The organism is Streptomyces sp. NPDC058001, from assembly GCF_042886315.1.
Lineage (GTDB): Bacteria > Actinomycetota > Actinomycetes > Streptomycetales > Streptomycetaceae > Streptomyces.
The window spans coordinates 85,821-105,175 of sequence record NZ_JBHVQT010000015.1; the positions used below are offsets into that span (position 1 = coordinate 85,821).

General features: G+C 72.9%; 16 protein-coding genes and 1 riboswitch. Of the genes, 8 read left to right on the forward strand and 8 right to left on the reverse strand.

Annotation, left to right across the window (positions count from 1 at the left end; genetic code table 11):
- Nucleotides 1-23: 23 nt before the first annotated feature.
- Together ACFVT5_RS33555 and ribD are read right to left on the reverse strand one after the other, a co-directional pair.
- Entirely contained in the window at nucleotides 24-650 is a 627-nt protein-coding gene (locus ACFVT5_RS33555; RefSeq protein WP_389895880.1) for a riboflavin synthase, read from the reverse strand.
- A 1-nt stretch (nucleotide 651) separates the two neighbouring features.
- The gene (gene ribD / locus ACFVT5_RS33560) at nucleotides 652-1,761 is read right to left on the reverse strand and encodes a bifunctional diaminohydroxyphosphoribosylaminopyrimidine deaminase/5-amino-6-(5-phosphoribosylamino)uracil reductase RibD (protein WP_389895882.1); all 1,110 of its coding nucleotides are present in this window, start codon (nucleotides 1,759-1,761) and stop codon (nucleotides 652-654) included.
- Between the two features lie 143 nt (nucleotides 1,762-1,904).
- Nucleotides 1,905-2,035, reverse strand: a riboswitch (FMN riboswitch).
- A 484-nt stretch (nucleotides 2,036-2,519) separates the two neighbouring features.
- Between ribD and ACFVT5_RS33565 the strand changes: the two genes are divergently transcribed.
- From ACFVT5_RS33565 to ACFVT5_RS33580, 4 genes are read left to right on the forward strand one after another with little or no spacing between them, the layout of a single operon-like run.
- Nucleotides 2,520-3,161: a hypothetical protein gene (locus ACFVT5_RS33565; protein WP_389895885.1), complete on the forward strand. Its 642-nt coding sequence runs from the start codon at nucleotides 2,520-2,522 to the stop codon at nucleotides 3,159-3,161.
- Nucleotides 3,161-3,823: an ABC transporter ATP-binding protein gene (locus ACFVT5_RS33570; protein WP_389895888.1), complete on the forward strand. Its 663-nt coding sequence runs from the start codon at nucleotides 3,161-3,163 to the stop codon at nucleotides 3,821-3,823. The genes ACFVT5_RS33565 and ACFVT5_RS33570 overlap by 1 nt, the downstream gene beginning before the upstream one ends.
- Nucleotides 3,823-4,728, forward strand: coding sequence for an ABC transporter ATP-binding protein (locus tag ACFVT5_RS33575; protein WP_389895890.1), 906 nt, complete (start codon nucleotides 3,823-3,825; stop codon nucleotides 4,726-4,728). Before ACFVT5_RS33570 ends, ACFVT5_RS33575 begins: the two co-directional genes overlap by 1 nt.
- Nucleotides 4,725-7,370 (forward strand): FtsX-like permease family protein, encoded by a 2,646-nt coding sequence (locus ACFVT5_RS33580; RefSeq protein ID WP_389895893.1) that lies wholly within the window; start codon nucleotides 4,725-4,727, stop codon nucleotides 7,368-7,370. Before ACFVT5_RS33575 ends, ACFVT5_RS33580 begins: the two co-directional genes overlap by 4 nt.
- An 18-nt stretch (nucleotides 7,371-7,388) precedes the next feature.
- Here ACFVT5_RS33580 and ACFVT5_RS33585 read toward each other — a convergent pair whose 3' ends face one another.
- Together ACFVT5_RS33585 and ACFVT5_RS33590 are read right to left on the reverse strand one after the other, a co-directional pair.
- The gene (locus tag ACFVT5_RS33585; protein WP_389895896.1) at nucleotides 7,389-8,708 is read right to left on the reverse strand and encodes a sensor histidine kinase; all 1,320 of its coding nucleotides are present in this window, start codon (nucleotides 8,706-8,708) and stop codon (nucleotides 7,389-7,391) included.
- Nucleotides 8,709-8,710: 2 nt separating this feature from the next.
- Nucleotides 8,711-9,400, reverse strand: coding sequence for a response regulator transcription factor (locus tag ACFVT5_RS33590; protein WP_389895898.1), 690 nt, complete (start codon nucleotides 9,398-9,400; stop codon nucleotides 8,711-8,713).
- Nucleotides 9,401-9,542: 142 nt separating this feature from the next.
- Here ACFVT5_RS33590 and ACFVT5_RS33595 point away from each other — a divergent pair, with 142 nt between their 5' ends.
- A complete protein-coding gene (locus tag ACFVT5_RS33595) occupies nucleotides 9,543-10,289 on the forward strand; it encodes an SDR family oxidoreductase (RefSeq protein WP_389895901.1) in 747 nt (248 codons plus the stop codon).
- 1 nt (nucleotide 10,290) lies between these two features.
- On the opposite strand, the gene ACFVT5_RS33600 is transcribed toward ACFVT5_RS33595, so the two are convergent.
- On the reverse strand, nucleotides 10,291-11,583 hold the full coding sequence (locus ACFVT5_RS33600; RefSeq protein ID WP_389895904.1) for an ROK family transcriptional regulator: 1,293 nt from the start codon (nucleotides 11,581-11,583) through the stop codon (nucleotides 10,291-10,293).
- Nucleotides 11,584-11,728: 145 nt separating this feature from the next.
- On the opposite strand from ACFVT5_RS33600, the gene ACFVT5_RS33605 reads away from it, so the two are divergent.
- Nucleotides 11,729-12,940 (forward strand): MFS transporter, encoded by a 1,212-nt coding sequence (locus tag ACFVT5_RS33605; protein WP_389895906.1) that lies wholly within the window; start codon nucleotides 11,729-11,731, stop codon nucleotides 12,938-12,940.
- A gap of 41 nt (nucleotides 12,941-12,981) precedes the next feature.
- Here ACFVT5_RS33605 and ACFVT5_RS33610 read toward each other — a convergent pair whose 3' ends face one another.
- A complete protein-coding gene (locus tag ACFVT5_RS33610) occupies nucleotides 12,982-14,283 on the reverse strand; it encodes an alginate lyase family protein (RefSeq protein WP_389895908.1) in 1,302 nt (433 codons plus the stop codon).
- A 222-nt stretch (nucleotides 14,284-14,505) separates the two neighbouring features.
- Between ACFVT5_RS33610 and ACFVT5_RS33615 the strand changes: the two genes are divergently transcribed.
- Nucleotides 14,506-15,906, forward strand: a complete 1,401-nt coding sequence (locus ACFVT5_RS33615) for a uracil-xanthine permease family protein (protein ID WP_389895910.1) — start codon at nucleotides 14,506-14,508, stop codon at nucleotides 15,904-15,906.
- Nucleotides 15,907-16,020: 114 nt separating this feature from the next.
- The gene (locus ACFVT5_RS33620) at nucleotides 16,021-16,716 is read left to right on the forward strand and encodes a DUF5995 family protein (protein ID WP_389895912.1); all 696 of its coding nucleotides are present in this window, start codon (nucleotides 16,021-16,023) and stop codon (nucleotides 16,714-16,716) included.
- A 55-nt stretch (nucleotides 16,717-16,771) separates the two neighbouring features.
- Here ACFVT5_RS33620 and ACFVT5_RS33625 read toward each other — a convergent pair whose 3' ends face one another.
- Both ACFVT5_RS33625 and ACFVT5_RS33630 read right to left on the reverse strand, forming a co-directional pair.
- Nucleotides 16,772-18,463, reverse strand: a complete 1,692-nt coding sequence (locus ACFVT5_RS33625) for a flavin monoamine oxidase family protein (protein ID WP_389895914.1) — start codon at nucleotides 18,461-18,463, stop codon at nucleotides 16,772-16,774.
- 54 nt (nucleotides 18,464-18,517) lie between these two features.
- A complete protein-coding gene (locus ACFVT5_RS33630; protein ID WP_389895916.1) occupies nucleotides 18,518-19,327 on the reverse strand; it encodes a carbon-nitrogen hydrolase family protein in 810 nt (269 codons plus the stop codon).
- Between the last annotated feature and the right edge of the window lie 28 nt (nucleotides 19,328-19,355).

Here is a 19,355-nt window from a genome sequence, read left to right on the forward strand (position 1 = left end):
GAACGCCACGGAGTTGAGCCAGTTCACGCGGCGCCCCCCTCGGGGCCGGATGCCCCGCGCGCACGGTCGCCGAGCAGCCGCTCGACGTACTTGGCGATGACGTCGACCTCCAGGTTGACCGGGTCGCCGGGCTGTTTGATGCCGAGCGTGGTCAGCGCGAGGGTGGTCGGGATGAGGCTGATGGTGAAGTGGTCGGATCCGGCGTCGACGACGGTGAGGCTGACGCCGTCGACGGTGATGGAGCCCTTCTCCACGACGTAGCGCGCGAGCCCTTCGGGGAGGGAGACGGTCACGATCTCCCAGTGTTCGGACGGTTCGCGGGCGACGACGGTGCCGGTGCCGTCCACATGTCCCTGGACGATATGGCCGCCGAGGCGGGCGCCGACGGCGGTGGGCCGTTCCAGGTTGACGCGCGAGCCGGGCCGCAGGGCGCCGAGGCTGGAGCGCTTGAGGGTCTCGGCCATGACGTCGGCGGTGAACTCGTCGCCTTCGAGGTCCACGACGGTGAGACAGACGCCGTTGACGGCGATGGAGTCGCCGTGCCGGGCGCCTTCGGTGACGACGGCGCCACGCAGACGGAAGCGCGAGGCGTCGCCGAGTTCCTCGACGGCGGTGATCTCGCCCAGCTCTTCGACGATTCCGGTGAACACGTCAGTGCTCCTTCGGTACGGGGACGGCGGTGATGCGCAGATCGGATCCGATGCGCAGGGTCTCGGTCACGTCGAGCCGCAACGCTTCGGTGAGGGTGCTGATTCCTGCGTCGGTGAGCACGGCGGGTCCGGCGCCGAGTAGGACGGGTGCGAGATAGCCGATGACACGGTCGACGGCGCCCGCGGTGACGAAGGCCCCGGCGAGGGTCGCGCCGCCTTCGAGGAGGACGGAGCGGACCCCGCGGGTGTACAGGGCGTCGAGGAGGGCGTGGACGTCGAGTCCGCCGTGGCCTGTCGTGGCGTGCGGCAGGCGTACGACTTCGGGACGGTGGCCGGTCGTGGTCAGGTGGCGGGTGTCGGCGTCCTGGGCGACGGCGATGAGGGTGGGCGCCGCGTCGTCCAGGACCCTGGCGCCGGGTTTGACGGCGGTGGCGGTGGTGTCGACGACGACCCGCAGGGGCTGGGTCACGCCGTCGTGGCCGCGTACGGCGAGGTGCGGGTCGTCGGCGCGTGCGGTGCCGGAGCCGACGACGACGGCGTCGCTCTCGGCGCGCAGCCGGTGCACATCGGCGCGGGACGCGGCGGAGCTGATCCAGCGGCTGGTGCCGTCGGCCGCCGCGGTGCGTCCGTCGAGTGTGGCGGCGTACTTCCAGGTCACATGGGGCCGACCGAGGCGTACGGCGGTGAGCCAGGCGGTGTTGCCGGTCTCGGCCTCGGCGGCGAGGAGTCCGGCCTCGACGTCGATCCCGGCGGCGCGCAGCACGGTGGCGCCGCCGGTCGCGGTGGGGTTCGGGTCGCCCACGGCGTACACCACGCGGGTGACGCCGGCGTCGATGAGGGCCTGTGCGCAGGGTCCGGTGCGGCCGGTGTGGGCGCAGGGTTCGAGGGTGACGACGGCGGTGGCGCCGCGGGCCCGGTCGCCGGCCGCGCGCAGGGCGTGGATCTCGGCGTGCGGGCCTCCGGCGCGCTGGTGGTGGCCCTCGCCGACGGTCTCGCCGTGTGCGTCGACAAGGACGCAGCCGACGACCGGGTTGGGGCTGGTGGAGCCGAGTCCGCGGGCGGCGAGCGCGACGGCCCGTCGCATGGCGTTCACTTCGGCCGCTGTGGCCACCGGGTCCTCCTGCCTCTTCGGGCACGGACTCCGGGGCCTGTCGATGACGACAGAGAAGCGGACGTGATGACACCGGGGACGCCGGACGGCGCTCGTCCGCCATGGACGAAAACCGACGCGACGCGCACACCTGTGCCCGTCCGCCGCGCACTGCCTCCCATCCGGACTTTAACCGTCGGTCCAGGAATTTCACCTGGTCAACCGGCCGCTGGAGGCGGCCGGGTCGCGGACTGTAACCGCCGGTTCGGACTTTCACCGACCCCGGAGTGCGCTGCTTTTGGTACACGACCAGTCTGCCACGGCTGATATCCGGCCATGCGGGCGACACTGTGTGGGCTGGCTCACAAGGCCGCTCCCGTCGACTGGTCCATACCTATTGACGGCGGGAGCGGATCGTCCCTAGCCTCGGCGTCACCCCCAAGGAGAAGACCCTGCCCATGGACGCGCGAACGCGTCCGGCGGAACGCCCGGCGGCGGACTCTCCGGCCCTTGCCCGCCGCCGGGTCCGTGGTGGCGCGGGGTTCTGTCGGGCTGCCGGTCCACCCAGTGGCGCACCCGGACGAACTCGGCTTCGTGGGGCGCCCGTTGGCAGCCGGCCGGCCAGGAAATCGGGGCGTCGCACCGGCGGGGTGCGGGTGTTAACCGGGCGCTAACCGGGCGCAGGGCGGGCGCTGTCCGGCGGGCTCCTAGCGTCGGGGCGAAGGTCGAAAGCGGGCCGGCGCCTCCGCCGTCCCGCACCCCTGTGGAGGTGCCGTCCCATGCGTCGTCCGCTCGCCGCCGCCGTGACCGGTCTTGTCCTGGTCACCGCTGCCGGAGCCGCCGCCTGTTCCTCGTCGTCGCACACGTCGGCGAACTCGTCGGCGGCTTCCTCGTCCGGGGCCGATGCCCCGGCGTCCTCGTCGTCGCCCGGCGCCGTACCCGCCGAGTCCAATCCACCCGGTGACATCCCGGACACCCAGGTGTTCGTGCCGTACGCCCCGTCCGGCGGTGGTCTCACCGTGAAGGTGCCGGAAGGGTGGTCCCGTACCGCGCAGGGCGGGGCGACCGTGTTCAGCGACAAGTTCAACACCGTCAAGGTCGAGCGTGTGGCGGCCACCTCGGCGCCGACCGTGAACTCGGTGCGTTCGCAGGACATTCCGGCCGTGCGATCCGCGAGCAAGAACTTCAGCCTGGTCAAGGTGACGGATGTGCGGCGCGCGGGCGGGTCCGCGGTACTCGCCGAGTACCGGGTCGACTCGCCGCCCGACCAGGTCACCGGCAAGTCCGTCCAGCTCGATGTGCAGCGGTACGTGTTCTACCGGGCCGGCCAGGGAACGGCCGTGCTGACGTTGTCCGGTGCGGTGGGCGCGGACAATGTCGACCCCTGGCGGATCGTCACCGACTCGTTCCGGTGGTCCTGATGGCCGCGCCGGTGCTCGAAGCGCGGTCCCTGTACCGGTTCTTCCGCGCGGGCGACGAGGAGACCTTCGCTCTCCAGGGCGTCGGTCTGACGGTGGAGCGCGGCGAGACGGTCGCGGTGACCGGCCCGTCAGGGTCCGGCAAGACCACGCTGCTGACGTGCCTCGCCGGGCTCGACGAACCGGACGGCGGCACCGTGCACGTGGCCGGTGAGCGGCTGAGTCACCGGGCCGAGCGGGAGCGCGGCGGTGTCCGGGCGCGGCACATCGGGGTGCTGTTCCAGTCGGGGAACCTGCTGGAGCACCTGACCGTGCGGGACAACATCGCGCTGGTGCAGCGCCTCGCGTCCGGCAAGGACCCGGTGGCGCCGGACGACCTGCTCGACCAGATGGGCATCGGCGCGCGGGCGGGCGCCCTGCCGCGTGAGCTGTCGGGCGGTGAGGCGGCCCGCGCGGGTCTCGCGGTCGCGCTGGCCAACGCGCCCGACGTGCTGCTCGCGGACGAACCCACGGGCGAGGTCGACGGCGAGACCGAACGGCGGCTGCTCGCCCTGCTGCGGGAACGTGCCGCCGCCGGGACGGCGGTCGTCGTGGTCACCCACAGCCGGGCCGTCGCGGGTTCGGCGGACCGGGTGTTGCGGATGCGGGACGGAAGGTGGACGTGATGGACGCGCTGGACGCGCAGTACACGCCGGAGATGAGTGCCGTCGGGACGCCGCTGGTCCGGTGCGACGAGGCGGCCCGTACCTACGGGAGCGGGCCCGGCGCGGTCGTCGCGGTGCACGGGCTGACCTGCGAGGTCGCGCCGGGCGCACGGATCGCGGTGGTCGGCCCCTCCGGTTCGGGCAAGTCGACGCTGCTGCATCTGATGGCGGGTCTCGACCGGCCGACGGCGGGGCGGGTGACCCATCCGGGTCTCGTCGGCTCCGGGGCGAACGGCTCCCCCGGCGGCAACGGGGGTCCCGCGACCGAGGTTCTCGCGCGGCACATCGGGGTCGTCTTCCAGGGCCCGAGCCTGTTGCCGCCGCTGACCGCCGCCGAGAACGTGGCGCTTCCGCTGCGCATCGACGGGGTGCCGGGCGACGAGGCCGACGCACGGGCGCGGGCCGCCCTGGACAGTCTGGAGCTGGGCCCGCTGGCCGCGCGGCTCCCCGACGAACTCTCCGCGGGCCAGGCCCAGCGGGTCGCCGTGGCCCGGGTCCTCGCGCGCCGCCCCCGGCTCGTCCTCGCGGACGAACCGACCGGCCAGTTGGACCGTGAGACGGGCCATCAGGTGCTGACGGTGCTGCTCGCCGCCGCCGCGGAACTGGGCGCGGCCGTACTGGTGACCACCCATGACCAGCGGGTCGCCCAGGAGCTGGACGAGCGCTGGTACATGGCGGACGGACGGCTGATCCACGACCACGAAGGTTCCGGCGGCGGCGACGCGGACGGGCCGGTACGCGAGGGGCGCGCCGCACACGACGGGCGCGCGACGCACGACGACGAGGACCACCGCGTCGACCGGGACCACCACGACGGCCGGGACGACCACATAGGCCGGGACGGCCAAGGAGGACACCCCCGATGATCAGGATCTGGCTCTCGGGTCTGCTGCGGCGACGCGGCGGACGGCTGCTCGGCGCGGCCGTCGGCGTCGCCACCGCGGTGGCGCTGCTCGCCGCGCTCGGCGGATTCCTCGGGGCGACCCGCGCCACGATGACCTCGCAGTCCGTACGCGGTGTCCCGGTCGACTGGCAGGTGCAGGTGACGACCGGCGCCGACACGCGCGCCGTTCTGGACACCGTGCGCGCCGACCCCGGCACCCGAACCGCGCTGCCCGTCGGATACGCCGACACCAGCGGCCTGACGGCGACCACCGGAGGCACCGCGCAGACCACGGGCCCCGGCACGGTGCTCGGTCTGCCGCCGGGATACGCGGCGTCCTTCCCGGGCGAGGTCCGGGTGCTGGCCGGGCGCGGCGACGGCGTGCTCCTCGCCCAGCAGACCGCGGCCAACCTGCGTGCGGCGCCCGGCGACACGGTGTCCGTCGGCCGGGCCGGGCTGCCCCCGGTCGACGTCCGGGTGGACGGTGTCGTCGACCTGCCGCACGCGGACTCGCTGTTCCAGAAGGTCGGCGCGCCGCCGCAGTCGCAGCCGTCCGCGCCGCCGGACAACGTCCTGCTGCTGCCGCAGGCCGACTGGCACTCACTCTTCGACCCGTTGGCCAAGGCCCGGCCCGACCTGGTCCACGACCAGGTGCACGCCCGCCGCGACCACACCCTGCCGCACGACCCGGCGTCCGCGTACACGGCGGCGACCGGCAGCGCGCACCACACCGAGGTGCGGCTCGCCGGGGCCGGGGTCGTCGGGGACAACCTGGGCGCGGTCCTGGACGCGGCCCGTTCGGACGCGTTGTACGCGCAGTTGCTGTTCCTGTTCCTCGGGGTGCCCGGCGCGCTGCTCGCCGGGGCGCTGACGGCGGCGGTCGCCGGTGCGGGCGCGGCACGGCGGCGCAGGGAGCAGTCCCTGCTGCGGACCCGTGGCGCGTCGTCGGGACGGCTGCTGGCTCTGGCGTCGGTGGAGGCCGCGATCGTGGCCGTCGCCGGCGGTGCGGTCGGCCTCGGCGTCGCCGCCCTCCTCGGGCGTACCGCCTTCGGCACGGCCGGAACCTTCGACGCCGCGTGGGCGGGCGTCGCGCTCGGCGTGGGCGCGCTGATCGCGGGCGCGACGGTGCTGCTGCCGGTGCGCCGGGACCTGAAGGCGGCGACGGTGGTCGCCGGGCGGGCGTCGATGGAGCGGCGTCCGGTGCCGCGTACCGCCTGGTGGGCGCTGGCTGCCGGGCTGCTCGGGGCGTCGCTCGCGGTGTTCCGGGTCACCAGCGGCACGAACTACGCGCTGGTCCTGGCGCCCGAGGGCACCCCGACACTGTCGGTGGACTACTGGGCGTTCGCCGGTCCTGCCCTGTTGTGGGCGGGCGGGGCGCTGCTGGCCTGGCTGCTGGTGGATCTGCTGCTGCGCCGGGGCCGGCCGGTTCTCGCGCGGCTGCTGCGGCCGGCGGCGGGACCGTTGTCCGGGACGGTCGCGGCGAGTCTGTCGCGGCAGCGGGGCACGGTGCTGCGGGCGGTGGTGCTGCTCGCGCTGGCGACGGCGTTCGCCGCGTCGACGGCGGTGTTCAACTCCACCTACCGGCAGCAGGCCGAGGTCGACTCGGTGCTCACCAACGGCGCCGACGTCACCGTCACCGAGTCCCCCGGCTCCACCACGGGCCCGGCGGACGCCGCGAAGGTCGCGAAGCTGCCGGGGGTACGGGGCGTGGAGCCCTTGCAGCACCGGTTCGCGTATGTGGGTCCCGACCTCCAGGACCTGTACGGGGTACGGCCGTCGACCGTGATCGGCGCGGGGCAGCTCCAGGACGCGTACTTCTCGGGCGGCACCGCACGGCAGTTGATGGACCGGCTGACCGCGCGACCGGACGGGCTGCTGGTGAGCGCCGAGACCGCGCACGATTTCCAGTTGCACCCCGGTGACCAGGTGCGGCTGCGCCTCCAGGACGGCCGGACGCATCAACTCCGTACCGTGGCCTTCCACTTCGTGGGCATCGTCAAGGAGTTCCCGACGGCGCCGAAGGACAGCTTCCTGGTGGCCAACTCGACATACGTTGCGCAGGCGACCGGCAGTGACGCGGTCGGCACGCTGCTGGTCGACACCGGTGGCAGCGGTCAGCGCGGGGTGGCGCGGCAGGTGCGGTCGGCGCTCGGACCGGCCGCGCAGGTCACCGATCTGCCCTCGACGCGTACGGTGACGGGCTCCAGTCTCACGGCCGTGGACCTGAGCGGACTCACCCGGGTGGAACTCGGCTTCGCGCTGGTCATCGGGGCCGCCGCGGGCGGTCTGGTCCTCGCGCTGGGGCTGACGGAACGGCGTCGCACCCTGGCCCTGGCCTCCGTACTGGGCGCCCGGGGACGGCAGTTGTCCGGGTTCGTGTGGAGCGAGGCGGCATTGGTGGCCGTCGCGGGCGCGGCCTGCGGCGCGGTACTCGGGTGGGCGCTGTCGCAGATGCTGGTCAAGGTCCTGACCGGTGTCTTCGACCCACCACCGGCGACGCTCGCCGTGCCGTGGGGCTACCTGGGCATCCTCGCCGCGGCGGTCGTCGCGGCCCTGGCCACGGCGGCCTGGACAGCGGCACGCCACGCCAAGCAGCCACCACTCACGGAACTGAAGGAGCTGTGACCGAACCGCCGGAGGCAGTTACACCGGTTCCTGCTCCGCGTACACCGGGTCCTCCTCCGCGCTCGCGATCAGCCAGGTGAAGCGGGGGTGCGGGGAGCTGCGGGACAGCATCAGGCGACCGCCCTCCGCCTCCGCCAGGGAACGGGCCAGCGCGAGTCCGATCCCGTGACCGGTTCCGGCGTCCTGCCGTCTGGCGAACACGTCCAGGTCGTCGGGGAGCCCGGGGCCCTCGTCCTCGACATCGACGGCGAGGGCCCCGGCGGCGTCCCTGGCCCGTACGGTCACGGCGCCCCGGCCGTGTGCGACGGCGTTGGCGACGAGCACGTCCAGGACCTGCCGGCCCGCGCGCGGCGAGCCCAGCGCCGCGGGCAGCCCGTCCTCGACGACGATCCTCAACGGGCGCCCGGCGGCGGCGAGTTCACCGTGCCAGCGCCGTTCGGCGTCGGCGAGCAGTACGCCCACGTCGAGCGGTGCCTGCTCGGGCGCGTCACGGGCCAGCGACAGCAGGTCGCCGAGCGTGGTCTCCATGTGCGTGAGCGAGGCCAGCGCGGCCCGCATCGCGTCATACGGGTCCTGCGGCGCGGCACCCGGGGTGAGCGCGCTCTCCAGTTCGAGGCGTGCCCGGGTCAGCGCGGTCCGGAGCTGGTGCGAGGCGTCGGCGCTGAACGCCCGTTCGCGGCGGAGCAGTCCCTCGATCCGTCCGGCGGCACGGTTGAGCGCGGTGGCGACCTCGTCGGCCTCGGGGAGTCCGCAGGGCGTGGCACGTGCGGTCAGGTCGCCGGTCTCCAGGCGTACGGCGGTGGCGGCGAGGGCTTCCAGGGGGCGGGCGAGCCGGCGGCTGGACCGTATCGCGAGGACCGCGCCGACACCGACCGCGACCGCCGCGAGGGCGAGCATGCCCGCCCAGGTCAGGGCGGCCCTGCGCAGTGGCTCGGACGCCGGGGAGCTGACCCGGACCGCCGCCCGCACCTGCTCGCCGGAGCCGACCGGGACGGCGGCGACCAGGACATCGCCGACGCTCCGCGAGGACGCGCCGCCCCCGAGGGCGTGGGTGACGGGACCGTCCCCGCGCGCCGGTCCCGAGCCGGCGACCAGCCGTGCGCCCTCGTCGTACACGGCGATATGGGTGCCGGACTCGACGGTCGGGAACTCCATCGGGTCGCCGGGCGCGTGGACGTCGGCCGGCACGCTGACGGCGACGCGGTCGGCGAGCTGCTGGAGTTCGCGTACCTCGTCCTGCCGGTACAGGCGCAGTGTGGCGACGGCCAGCGGCACCGAGAACAGGACCACCGCGCACACCACCGCGACGACGGTCGCCCGCAGGATCCGGCGGCGCACGGTCAGCGCTCCTTGGGTGGTTCGAGGCGGTAGCCGAAGTGCCGCAGGGTGGTGATGCGGACGCGGTCGCCCAGCTTGCGGCGGAGCGCGGCGACATGGACGTCGAGGGTCTTGGTGGAGCCGAACCAGTTCTCGTCCCAGACGTCGCTCATCAGGTCCTCGCGGCTCACCGCCTCACCGGGAGCGGCGGCGAGCCGGGCCAGCAGGTCGAACTCCTTGGGCCGCAGCTCGACCTCCTCGGTCGGGGTGAAGCAGCGCCGGGCCGTGCGGTCGATGAGGAGGGTGCCGTGCCGGGTCCGGGCGGAGTCGGCGTCGCCGTTGCCGCGTGGGGCGGCCCGGCGCAGATGGGCGGCTATCCGGGCCTGGAGTTCGGCGAGCCGGAACGGCTTGGTCAGATAGTCGTCGGCGCCGGACTCCAGGGCCTGGATGACGTCCATCTCGCCGGTGCGGGCGGTGAGGACGACCAGGATCGCGTCCGGCAGCCGCTCACGCAGCCGGCGGCACAGCTCGAAGCCGTCGGCGTCGGGCAGTCCGAGGTCGAGCAGGACGAGATCGGCGGGGCCCCGGTCGGCGCGGGCCAGGGCCGTGCCGCCGTCCGGACACCACTCGCTGTCGTGGCCCAGGGTGCGCAGCGTCGCCGCGAGCCTGGCCCCGATGGTGTCGTCGTCCTCGACGATCACGATGCGTGCCACGGCCCCACGGTATAGGGGCTCCCCCAGTCGGACTACCTCCGCCCCCGTGCCGTGTCACACATCGGGTCCCTGATCCGTCCCCAGTGGTGAGGCGGCGCTCCGCGGGGGAGCATCGCACTGTGAGAGAAGGGGCTGACCTGCGATGACCACGATCCTGGTGACCGGCGGCACGGGCACGCTCGGCAGGCTCGTCACCGAACGGCTCGGCGCACGGGGCCACGAGGTGCGGGTGCTGAGCCGCCACGCACAGCCGTACGCGGTCGATCTGCGCACGGGTGCCGGTCTGGACGCGGCGGTGGCGGGCGTGGACACCGCCGTGCACTGCGCGAGCGCGCCGCGCGGGGACGAGGAGGCGGCGCGGAATCTGGTGGCGGCGCTGCGGCAGGCGGGCGTCGGGCATCTGGTGTACATCTCGATCGTCGGCGTGGACGAGGTGCCGCTCGGCTACTACAAGCACAAGTACGCGGTCGAGCGGATCGTGGAGGAGTCGGGGCTCGGCTGGACGGTGCTGCGGGCGACGCAGTTCCACGATCTGGTCGTCTCCGTGCTCCAGGGGCTGGCGAGGACGCCGCTGCTGATGCCGGTGCCCGCCGGGGTCGCCGATCAGCCGATCGAGGTCGCGGAGGTCGCCGACCGGCTCGCCGCGCTCGCCGAGGGAGCACCGGCAGGCCGGGTGCCCGACATGGGTGGGCCCGAGGTGCTGGGCTTCCCGGAACTGGCCCGCGCGTATCTGAGGGCCACCGGGCGCCGGCGCCGGATCGTGCCGGTACGGCTCGCCGGAGCCACGTACCAAGCGCTGCGTGCGGGACGCCATCTGACGCCGGAACGGGCCGTGGGCCGGGGCACGTTCGCGGAGTACCTGGCGAAGCGGTTCGGTCCGGCGAGCTGAGTCAGTCGCGGGCGGCCACCCGGAGCGGGCGGGGGGTGGTGGGCGCGGCCGGGGTCCGGAGAGGGGTATGAGGAGTACGGGGGGTTCGTGGGCTACGGGCAGGCGCCTGGGCGGGGGTCTGGCCAGGGGTCGGGTCGAACACGTCGTCCTGGGCCGCGTCCCGGGCCGTGAACAGGGCGCCGCGCAACACCGCCGCGCCGCCGAGCAGCCCCGCCCTTACCTCCGTGGGCAGCGGTGACATGGCGGCGAGGCGGTCGGCGACCCGGGCGGCGAGCGCGTCGCCGCCCGCGTGACCGATCTCGCCGCCCAGCACTACACAGCCGGGGTCCAGGACGGCGGTGACGGAGGCGGCGCCGACCGCGAGGCGCGCCGCCAGTTCGTCGAGGAAGGGTGCGGCGCCGGTGGCGACGGCCTCCCGGACGAGGGCGGCGGCGGGCGGCTCGTACGGCTCGGCGGGGGCCACCAGGCCGTGCCGGGCGGCGAGTTCGGCGATGGCGGCGGACCCGGCGAGCGAGTGGAACCCGCCGTCGCACGCGGTCGCCGAGGGCAGTCCGTCCGTGCCGGGCACCGGTAGGAAGCCGATCTCGCCGGTGCCGCCGGACGCGCCGCGCCGCAGGGCGCCGTCGAGGACGACGGCCGCGCCGACGCCGTGGCCGAGCCAGAGCAGGACGAAGGTGTCCCGGTCGGTCGCGGCGCCCTCGCGCTGTTCGGCGAGTGCGGCGAGGTTGGTCTCGTTCTCGACCAGGACCCGGGCCGGCAGCCGCTCCTGGAGCGCGGCGACCAGGCGCCGGTGCCAGGCGGGCAGCCCGGAGGTGCGGCGCAGTTCACCGGTGGCCGGGTCGATCAGACCCGGTGCGCCGATGCCGACGCTGTGCAGCGGACCCGCGCCCGCGTCCAGGGCCGCGCGCTCCACCAGGGCGACGGCGCGCTCGACGGCGTGTCCGGTGCCGGTGTCGCCGCCGATCGGAGCGGACGCCTCGGCGAGGACCGTACCGAGCAGATCGGCGACGGCGACGGTGACGCCCTCGGTGCGGACGTCGAGGGCGGCGAGATGGGCGCGGTCGGCGACCAGGCCGTACAGGCGGGCGTTGGGGCCCCGGCGGTCGGCGCCCGTCTCGCCGACGACGGCGATGAGCCCGGAGTCCTGGAGGCGCTCGACCAGATCGGCGACCGTGGGCCGGGACAGACCGGTGAGCTGCTTCAACTGCCCCGCCGTCAGGGGTCCTTCGCTCTGCAGCAGACGCAGGGCCAGCCGGTCGTTGATTCTCCGGGCGGTGCTCGGTGATGCGGGCATGGGCGAGATCCTTCCAGATCGACGCCTATTTATCAGGCAGGGTTCCTGATAGTTTACGCGCCGACGCTGAAAACCCAGGCCGACATGACACGCGGCGGCGGGCGGGAACGGGCAGGGACGGGCAGGAACGGGGAGGAAGCACCTGATGAGTGAAGTGATCCAGGACCGGGGGGCGGTGCGGCGCGCACGGTACGCGGTGGCCGCCGTGTTCTGTGTGCACGGCGCGGTCACCGGCTCGTTCGCGACGCGCGTGCCATGGATCCAGGACCACGCGTCGGTCAGCGCGGGCCAGCTCGGGATCGCCCTGGCCTTCCCGGCGATCGGCGCGTCGGTGTCGATGCCGCTGGCGGGCTGGGTCAGCCACCGCCTCGGCGCGCGCACGGCGCTGCGGGTCCTGCTCACCCTGTGGACCCTGGCCCTGATCCTCCCGTCCCTCGCCCCCAACCTGCTGACCCTGTGCGGCGCGCTCTTCGTGTACGGGGCCACGGCCGGTATGTCGGACGTGGCGATGAACGCGCTCGGCGTCGAGATCGAGACCCTGCTCGGCAAATCGATCATGTCCGGGCTGCACGGCATGTGGAGTGCGGGCGCCCTGATCGGTTCGGCGGCGGGCACCCTCGCCGCGCACATGGGCGCCGACGCCCGGATCCATCACGCGCTGGCCGCCGTGTCGTTGACCGCGATCGGCCTGCTGGCGTGCCGGTGGGTGCTGGATCTGCGGCCCGCCGAGGACGAGGAGCCGCCGCCCCGGTTCGCGCTGCCGCCGAAATCGGCGCTGCTGATCGGCGCGGTCGGCTTCTGCGCGGTGTTCGCCGAGGGCGCGAGCCTGGACTGGTCGGCGGTGTATCTGCGGGACGTCCTCGACACGTCGGCGGGGCTCGCGGCGGCGTCGACGACCGGTTTCACGCTGACGATGGCGGTGGCGCGGCTCGCGGGCGACAAGGTCGTGGACCGTTTCGGCGCGGTGCGGGTGGTCCGGGTGGGCGGGGTGCTCGCCACGATCGGCGGACTGCTCGTGGTCACGGCGGGGCATCCGGCGGTGGCCATGGGCGGGTTCGCGCTGATGGGCCTGGGGATCGCGGTGGTCGTGCCGCTGGCGTTCGCGGCGGCCGGGCGCAGCGGTCCGAACGCGAGTCTGGCGATCGCGGGCGTGGCCACGATCACGTACACCTCGGGTCTGGTCGCGCCGTCGGCGATCGGGACGCTCGCCGACCTGACGAGTCTGGTGGTGTCCTTCGGGGTGGTCACGGTGCTGGCGTTCGGGCTCGTGGCGTTCGCCGGGGTGCTGCGGACCGCGTCCCGGCAGACCGCGAAGGTCACCCCCCAGGAGGCCCCGGCTCCCGACCCGCGGCCCTGAATCCCCAGCACCCCAGCACCCGGCACCCGGCACCGCCCTCGTCAGCCCGCGATCGAGTCCAACTGCTCCGCCGCCGGGCGCAGCGCCCACAGGTCCCCGCCGGGCGGTGTCTCCAGCTTCGGCACGGCGGCCTTCGCCGCGCGGTCGCCCGCGTCGGCGGCGGCGTGCACGATGTCGCTCGCCGCGTACCGGTAGAACTCCAGCTCCGGATGGGGCCAGGGAGCGGCGCCGGTCGCGGCGGGCAGCAGATGGTCGACGGCCTTGAACAGGCTCTGCCCCCGCGGTCCCCGGTAGCTCCACAGGTCCACGCCGACGTGCTCGCCGACCGCCGCGAGCCGGGTGTACGCGACCAGATCGAAGGTCGAGTAGTGCCAGCTCCGGGTACGGGCGAGTTCCTGCGGCTGGCTGCCGTCGGGGGCGATCTGCGGGTCGATCCGCAGCGAGCGGGCGTCGAGGACCGTTCCGCGGGCGAGCGCCTTGTCGCCGGTGGCCAGGGCGAGCGCGGCGATCTGCAGGTCCGCGAAGGTGCCGTGGTTGTTCTTGGCCGCCGACTCCTCCTTGCCGAAGGGGCTGTTGACGAGCCAGTCCAGGAACTGCTTGTTCCAGGCGGCCATGCCGGACCGGTCACCCGCGCTCCAGCCGGGGGCGCCCGTGTCGAGGATGGCGATCGCGTCGAGGACGCTCGTGTACTGCTGCGAGAAGTCGATGATCCCGATGGCCCGGCCGTCGTACTTGCAGGGGATGAACTGGCCGTGATTCAGGTTCGGGTTCATCCGTGTCGCCGGGTCGACGAACCAGGTCCGCAGGATCTCCGACGCGTGCTCCGCGTACCGCTTCTCGCCCGTGTAGTACCAGGCGAGGCTGAGGCTGGTGACGGAGTTGACGACCTTGCCGATGTCGGGCCGGTCGGTGCCGGTGTCGACCTCGGGGTTGCGCTCGCCGTCCCGCTGGACGTACGGGCAGCCCCAGGGGTTGTCCGCGGTGCGGGGCTGTGACGGCCACCAGTACGGGGCCTGGCTCAGATAGTCGTGCGGGTCGCCGCTGGGCGCGGGCTTCGGCTTGTCGACGACCGTCCAGGGGCCCTGGTCGAGCCAGGTGTCGGCGCGCGCGGTCAGATCGCGCAGCGTCCGCTTCAGTCGGGCGTCGCCGTGGTCCAGCCGGATCTTCGTGTCCCGCAGCCGCTTGCCGTCCAGAACCGGCGTGTTCGGGGCCTTCGGCGGGGAGTAGCCGTGGGAGTGGCCGTGCGCGTCCGCGACGGACGAGGTGACGGGTACGAGCAGCGCGGCGAGCGCGGCCGTGGCGGTCATCAGCACACCGAGGCGCCGGCGGTGTCCTCCGCTCATCGAACCCTCCTTGTGGGAACACGCGTCATCGAGTCCACCTCACACACATACATGAACAGCATTCACGAACAGGACCACGCGAGCGTAGGGGTGACCGGTACGCCTGGCAATGCCCCGCGCAGGGATTCATGGATGCGACCCCATGAGCTCCCTTTACGATGACGGTGATCGACTTCGCGGTGATCGCCACCGCCTCCACGCCGACAGAAAGCGGAACGCATCATGGATCTCGGCGTGCGCTGGCGGCTGCACGGCGACGGCCGGACGCCCGCACCGGGTGCCGTCGTCCGCCCCGACGAGCGGCTGACATGGCCGCGCACGATCGGGCTCGGCGCCCAGCATGTGGTGGCGATGTTCGGGGCCAGCTTCGTGGCGCCGGTCCTGATGGGACTCGACCCGAACCTCGCGATCATGATGTCCGGTGTCGCGACCGTGATCTTCCTGCTCGCGACCCGGGGCCGGGTGCCCAGCTACCTCGGCTGCTCCCTCTCCTTCGTCGGCGTCGCCGCGGTGATCAGGGCGCAGGGCGGCACCAGCGCGACGGTGACCGGCGCGGTCTTCGTGGTCGGCGTCGCCCTGTTCCTGGTGGGGCTCGCGGTACGGCGGTTCGGCGCGCGGATCATCCACACGACGATGCCGCCGATCGTCACCGGCGCCGTCGTCATGCTGATCGGCTTCAACCTCGCCCCGGTGACGGCCTCGACGTACTGGCCCCAGGACCAGTGGACGGCCCTGCTGACGATGCTGTTCACCGGTCTGGCCGTGGTGTGCCTGCGCGGATTCTGGTCCCGGATCGCGATCTTCCTGGGACTGCTCTTCGGGTACGGGATCTCCTGGCTGTTCGACCTCGTCTTCGGCCGGATCCACTCGGTCACCGGTGCGGGAAAGCTCACCGACCACTGGCGCCTCGACCTGTCGGGCGTCGGCTCGGCGGACTGGGTCGGCCTGCCGTCGTTCCACGGCCCGTCGTTCGAGTGGTCCGCCGTTCTCGTGGCGCTTCCGGTGGTCATCGCCCTGGTCGCCGAGAACGCGGGCCATGTGAAGGCCGTCGGCGAGATGACCGGCGACCCGCTGGACGACAAGCTGGGCACCGCGATCTCCGCCGACGGCGCCGCGTCGATGCTGTCCACGGCGGTCGGCGGTCCGCCCAACACGACGTACTCGGAGAACATCGGTGTGATGGCTGCGACACGGGTCTACTCGACCGCCGCGTACTGGGCCGCCGCCGGTTTCGCCCTGCTCTTCGGCCTGTGCCCGAAGTTCGGGGCGGTCGTCGCGGCGATCCCCGGCGGGGTGCTGGGCGGCATCACCGTGATCCTGTACGGCATGATCGGGCTGCTCGGCGCCCAGATCTGGATCAGCGCCGGGGTCGACCTGCGCAATCCGCTGAATCTGGTACCGGCCGCCGCGGGCATCATCATCGGCGTGGGCGACGTGACGCTCCGCTTCACGGACACGTTTTCCCTGAGCGGAATCGCCCTGGGCACCCTGGTGGTGATCACGGGATATCACGCCCTCAGGGCCCTGGCACCGGCCCATCTGAAGGCCCGGACCCCGCTCCTGGACGAGGGAACGTCGACCTACGACACCGACGACCGCCCCACCAACGGGCCCGGGGCGTAAGCCCGGTCGAAGGACCTGGTCGGCCGACGCGGGTCGTCGCGAACCGTTACCCCATTCCGGGGAAGCACCGGCGACACATACCCGGCGTCACCGAAGGGCTGCCACGCTGCCCCCATGGCGCAGTTGGAACAGTTCACGACCCCCGCCGACCAGGTCGACTCGGTGCTGCGGCGGATGCGGGCGCTCGGCGACGGCTGGCCGGAAGGCGATGGAATCGCCGTCTTCCACGGTGTCTACCTGACTGTCACCCAGGAGGTCGTCCGGCGCATCGCCGGCGGCCACTTCACCGACGCGCGGGCCGCCGCGACGCTGGACGTCCGGTTCGCGGAGCGCTATCTCGCGGCCCTGGACGCGGTGGCCGACGACCGCCGACCACCCGCCTGCTGGCGGCCCCTGTTCCAGTACCGACGCCACCCCGGCGTACGTCCCCTTCAGTTCGCGCTCGCCGGCATCAACGCGCACATCGGTCACGATCTCGCCCTGGCCGTCGTGGACACCTGCCATGACCTCGGCTGCGAACCCGAGGCGCTGGAGGACGAGTTCGACCGCGTCGGCGATCTCCTCGTCCTCCTGGAGGAACGCATCCGCGAAGACGTGATGCCCGGACCTGACCTGCTCCAGATCGCCGATCCGCTCACCCATTTGATGGGCGCGTGGAGCCTGGACCGGGCCCGTGACGGCGCGTGGTCGGCGGCGCGGGCCCTGTGGGCGCTGCGGAACTTCCCCGACCTGGCCGAGGAGTTCGCACAGCGCCTGGACGCGGCGGTGGGTCTGGTGGGCCGGATGCTGCTGACCCCACTGCCGACCTGAACCGGCGACCCGAACCGCCGACCTGCAACCGCCGGCCCGAACCGAACGGAAGACCTCAGTCCTCGGGCAGTTCCACCGGCGCGATCGAGTCGTACACGTCACCCGGCCCCGGATTGCCCGCGTCGGTCGATCCGCCGAACTGGTGCATGACGCCCCACACGGCGTTGAGCGCGGTCTGTACGGCGCCCTCGGCCCAGCCCGCCGTCCAGGACACGTCGTCGCCCGCGAGGAAGATGCCGCGCTTGTCCTCGGGCAGCCGGTCCTGCATGAAATGGGTGAACAGGCGCCGCTGGTAGCGGTAGTGACCGGGCAGGTTCGCCTTGAACGCGCCCATGAAATAGGGCTCGTTCTCCCAGGAGACGGTCACCGGGTTGCCGATGATGTGCCGCCGGATGTCGACGTTCGGATAGATCTCGCCGAGCGACGCGAGCATGACCTCCATCCGCTCGTGCGCGGACAGCGGCAGCCACTTGAGGCTGTCGTCGCACCAGGTGTACGAGAGACAGATGACGGCGGGCCTGTCCGGCCCGTCGTCCAGGAGGTACGTGCCCCGGGTCATCCGGTCGGTCAGGGTCATCGACATGGTGTCGCGTCCCGTGGCCTCGTCCTTGTCCAGCCAGAACGGCCGGTCCACCGGCACGAACAGCTTGCTGGACTCCATGTAGTGGGTGCGCTCGATCGCCGTCCAGTGGTCGATCGGGAACAGCGCGTCGTCGCACGCGATCTTCGAGAGCAGCATCCACGACTGGGCGGTGAACACCACGGCCCGGTAGGTGCGGATGTCGCCCGACGCGTCCGTGACGGTGACACGGTTGCCCGCCGTGCGGTGCAGCCGGGTCACCGCGGGCCGGGGCGTCCCGCCGTGCAGCGTCGCGAGCGAGGTGCCCTGCGCCCAGTGCACGATCTTGCCCGGCGCCCGCTCCCACAGCCGCCGCGGCAACTGCTGGCTGCCGCCGACGATGCCCCGGTGGTGGTCGTCGGCCTCGGTGTAGACGACCCGCAGGATCTCCAGGATGGAGTTCGGGAAGTCGGTGTCCCAGCCGCCGGTGCCGAAGCCGACCTGGCCGAAGATCTCGCGGTGCCGGAAGGACCGGAAGGCGTCCGACGCGCAGAGGAAACCGTAGAACGTCTGGTGGTCGAGGCGTTCCACGAGCCGCGCCCAGATCTCCCGGATACGCGGTATGTCGCGCTCGCGCATCGCCCGGTTCATGTCGGAGAAGTCGGCGCCCTCTTCGAGACAGGCGTTCCACGCGTCGGCGACCTGCCGGTAGACGTCGGGCAGTTCGTCCAGGGTGCGCGCGTAGTGGGACTCGCCCTTGAGGTCCACGACGGTCGACGGCGTCGCCTCGGCGAGCGGGTTCGGGAACGGCCGCGTCTCAAGGCCCACCAGGTCGATGTAGTGCTGGAGCGCCGTCGAGGACGGCGGGAAGCGCATGGCGCCCAACTCGGCGGTCAGCGACGGGTCACAGCCGTCGAACCCGACGGTCCGCAGCCGCCCGCCGATCTGGTCGGCCTCGTACACGACGGGCTTCAGGCCCATCTTCATCAGTTCGTACGCGGTGACGAGCCCGGAGAGTCCGCCCCCGACGACCGCGACCTCGGCGCCGTGCTCGGTCGCCGGAATCTGCCCGAGCCCGGCGGGATGCGCGAGGAAGTCGTCATAGGCGTACGGGAAGTCCGGTCCGAACATGGTGATCGGCGGCTGCGCGCCGGTGTGCGGGACCGCGGGGGGCACCGTGGACGTCATGGGGTGGAACTCCTTGCGCGAACTGGCATGAAAAGGGCCGAAAAGTGGGCGGGCTCAGACGAGGGACGCGTACAACCCGGGGCGCCGGTCCCGCAGATACGGGTTGGCCTCGCGCGACGCGGCCAGGAACTCGGCGTCGACATCGGCCACGACCAGGTCCTCACCGCGCCCCGCCCGGGTCCTGGCGATCCCGTCGGGACCGGCCAGCGTGGAGAGCCCGATGAACTCGAACTCACCCTCGGGCCCGGTCCGGTTGACGTACGCGACATACATCTGGTTCTCGAAGGCCCGCACCGGCACGAGGGATTCGGCGACGAACTGGAACGGGTGCATCTGGGCCGTCGGCACCAGCAGCAGATCGGTGCCGGCGAGGGCGTGGGCGCGGACGTTCTCCGGGAACTCGACGTCGTAGCAGATCATCAGGCCGACCCGGATTCCGCCCAACTCGGCCTGTACGACGGTCTGTTCGCCGGGTGTGAACAGGTCGTGTTCGTAGCAGCCGAAGAGATGGGTCTTGCGGTAGCCCGCGAGCCGGGTGCCATCGGGGCCGATGAGCTGCACGGAGTTGAAGACCACCGCCTGCTCGTCCCGCTCTCCGCGCTCGGGGTAGCCGTAGGCGACGGCGACGCCGTACCGGGACGCGATCTCGGCGACGGCGTCCGCGCCCTCACCGTCGGCGGGCTCGGCGAGCCGGGACACGTCCGCGCCGATCGCGTACCCGGTGAGGAACATCTCCGGGGTCACCAGAAGACCGGCCCCGGCGTCGGCGGCACGGGCCACGGCCTCGTCGAGTGCCTTCAGGTTCGCCGCGACGGATCCGGGGCGTCCGGAACTCTGGAGCAGGGCGACACGCAACGACGGCATGGGCGGACCTCGGTGAGAAAAGGGGTCA

Excerpts from the sequence above, each read along its gene's own strand:
- ACFVT5_RS33600 (WP_389895904.1), bottom strand. The coding sequence starts at position 11,583 with ATGCCCGCATCACCGAGCACCGCCCGGAGAATCAACGACCGGCTGGCC.
- ACFVT5_RS33620 (WP_389895912.1), top strand. The coding sequence starts at position 16,021 with ATGGCGCAGTTGGAACAGTTCACGACCCCCGCCGACCAGGTCGACTCG.
- ACFVT5_RS33595 (WP_389895901.1), top strand. The coding sequence starts at position 9,543 with ATGACCACGATCCTGGTGACCGGCGGCACGGGCACGCTCGGCAGGCTC.
- ACFVT5_RS33605 (WP_389895906.1), top strand. The coding sequence starts at position 11,729 with ATGAGTGAAGTGATCCAGGACCGGGGGGCGGTGCGGCGCGCACGGTAC.
- ACFVT5_RS33580 (WP_389895893.1), top strand. The coding sequence starts at position 4,725 with ATGATCAGGATCTGGCTCTCGGGTCTGCTGCGGCGACGCGGCGGACGG.
- ACFVT5_RS33630 (WP_389895916.1), bottom strand. The coding sequence starts at position 19,327 with ATGCCGTCGTTGCGTGTCGCCCTGCTCCAGAGTTCCGGACGCCCCGGA.
- ACFVT5_RS33565 (WP_389895885.1), top strand. The coding sequence starts at position 2,520 with ATGCGTCGTCCGCTCGCCGCCGCCGTGACCGGTCTTGTCCTGGTCACC.
- ACFVT5_RS33610 (WP_389895908.1), bottom strand. The coding sequence starts at position 14,283 with ATGAGCGGAGGACACCGCCGGCGCCTCGGTGTGCTGATGACCGCCACG.
- ACFVT5_RS33570 (WP_389895888.1), top strand. The coding sequence starts at position 3,161 with ATGGCCGCGCCGGTGCTCGAAGCGCGGTCCCTGTACCGGTTCTTCCGC.
- ACFVT5_RS33625 (WP_389895914.1), bottom strand. The coding sequence starts at position 18,463 with ATGACGTCCACGGTGCCCCCCGCGGTCCCGCACACCGGCGCGCAGCCG.
- ACFVT5_RS33575 (WP_389895890.1), top strand. The coding sequence starts at position 3,823 with ATGGACGCGCTGGACGCGCAGTACACGCCGGAGATGAGTGCCGTCGGG.
- ACFVT5_RS33615 (WP_389895910.1), top strand. The coding sequence starts at position 14,506 with ATGGATCTCGGCGTGCGCTGGCGGCTGCACGGCGACGGCCGGACGCCC.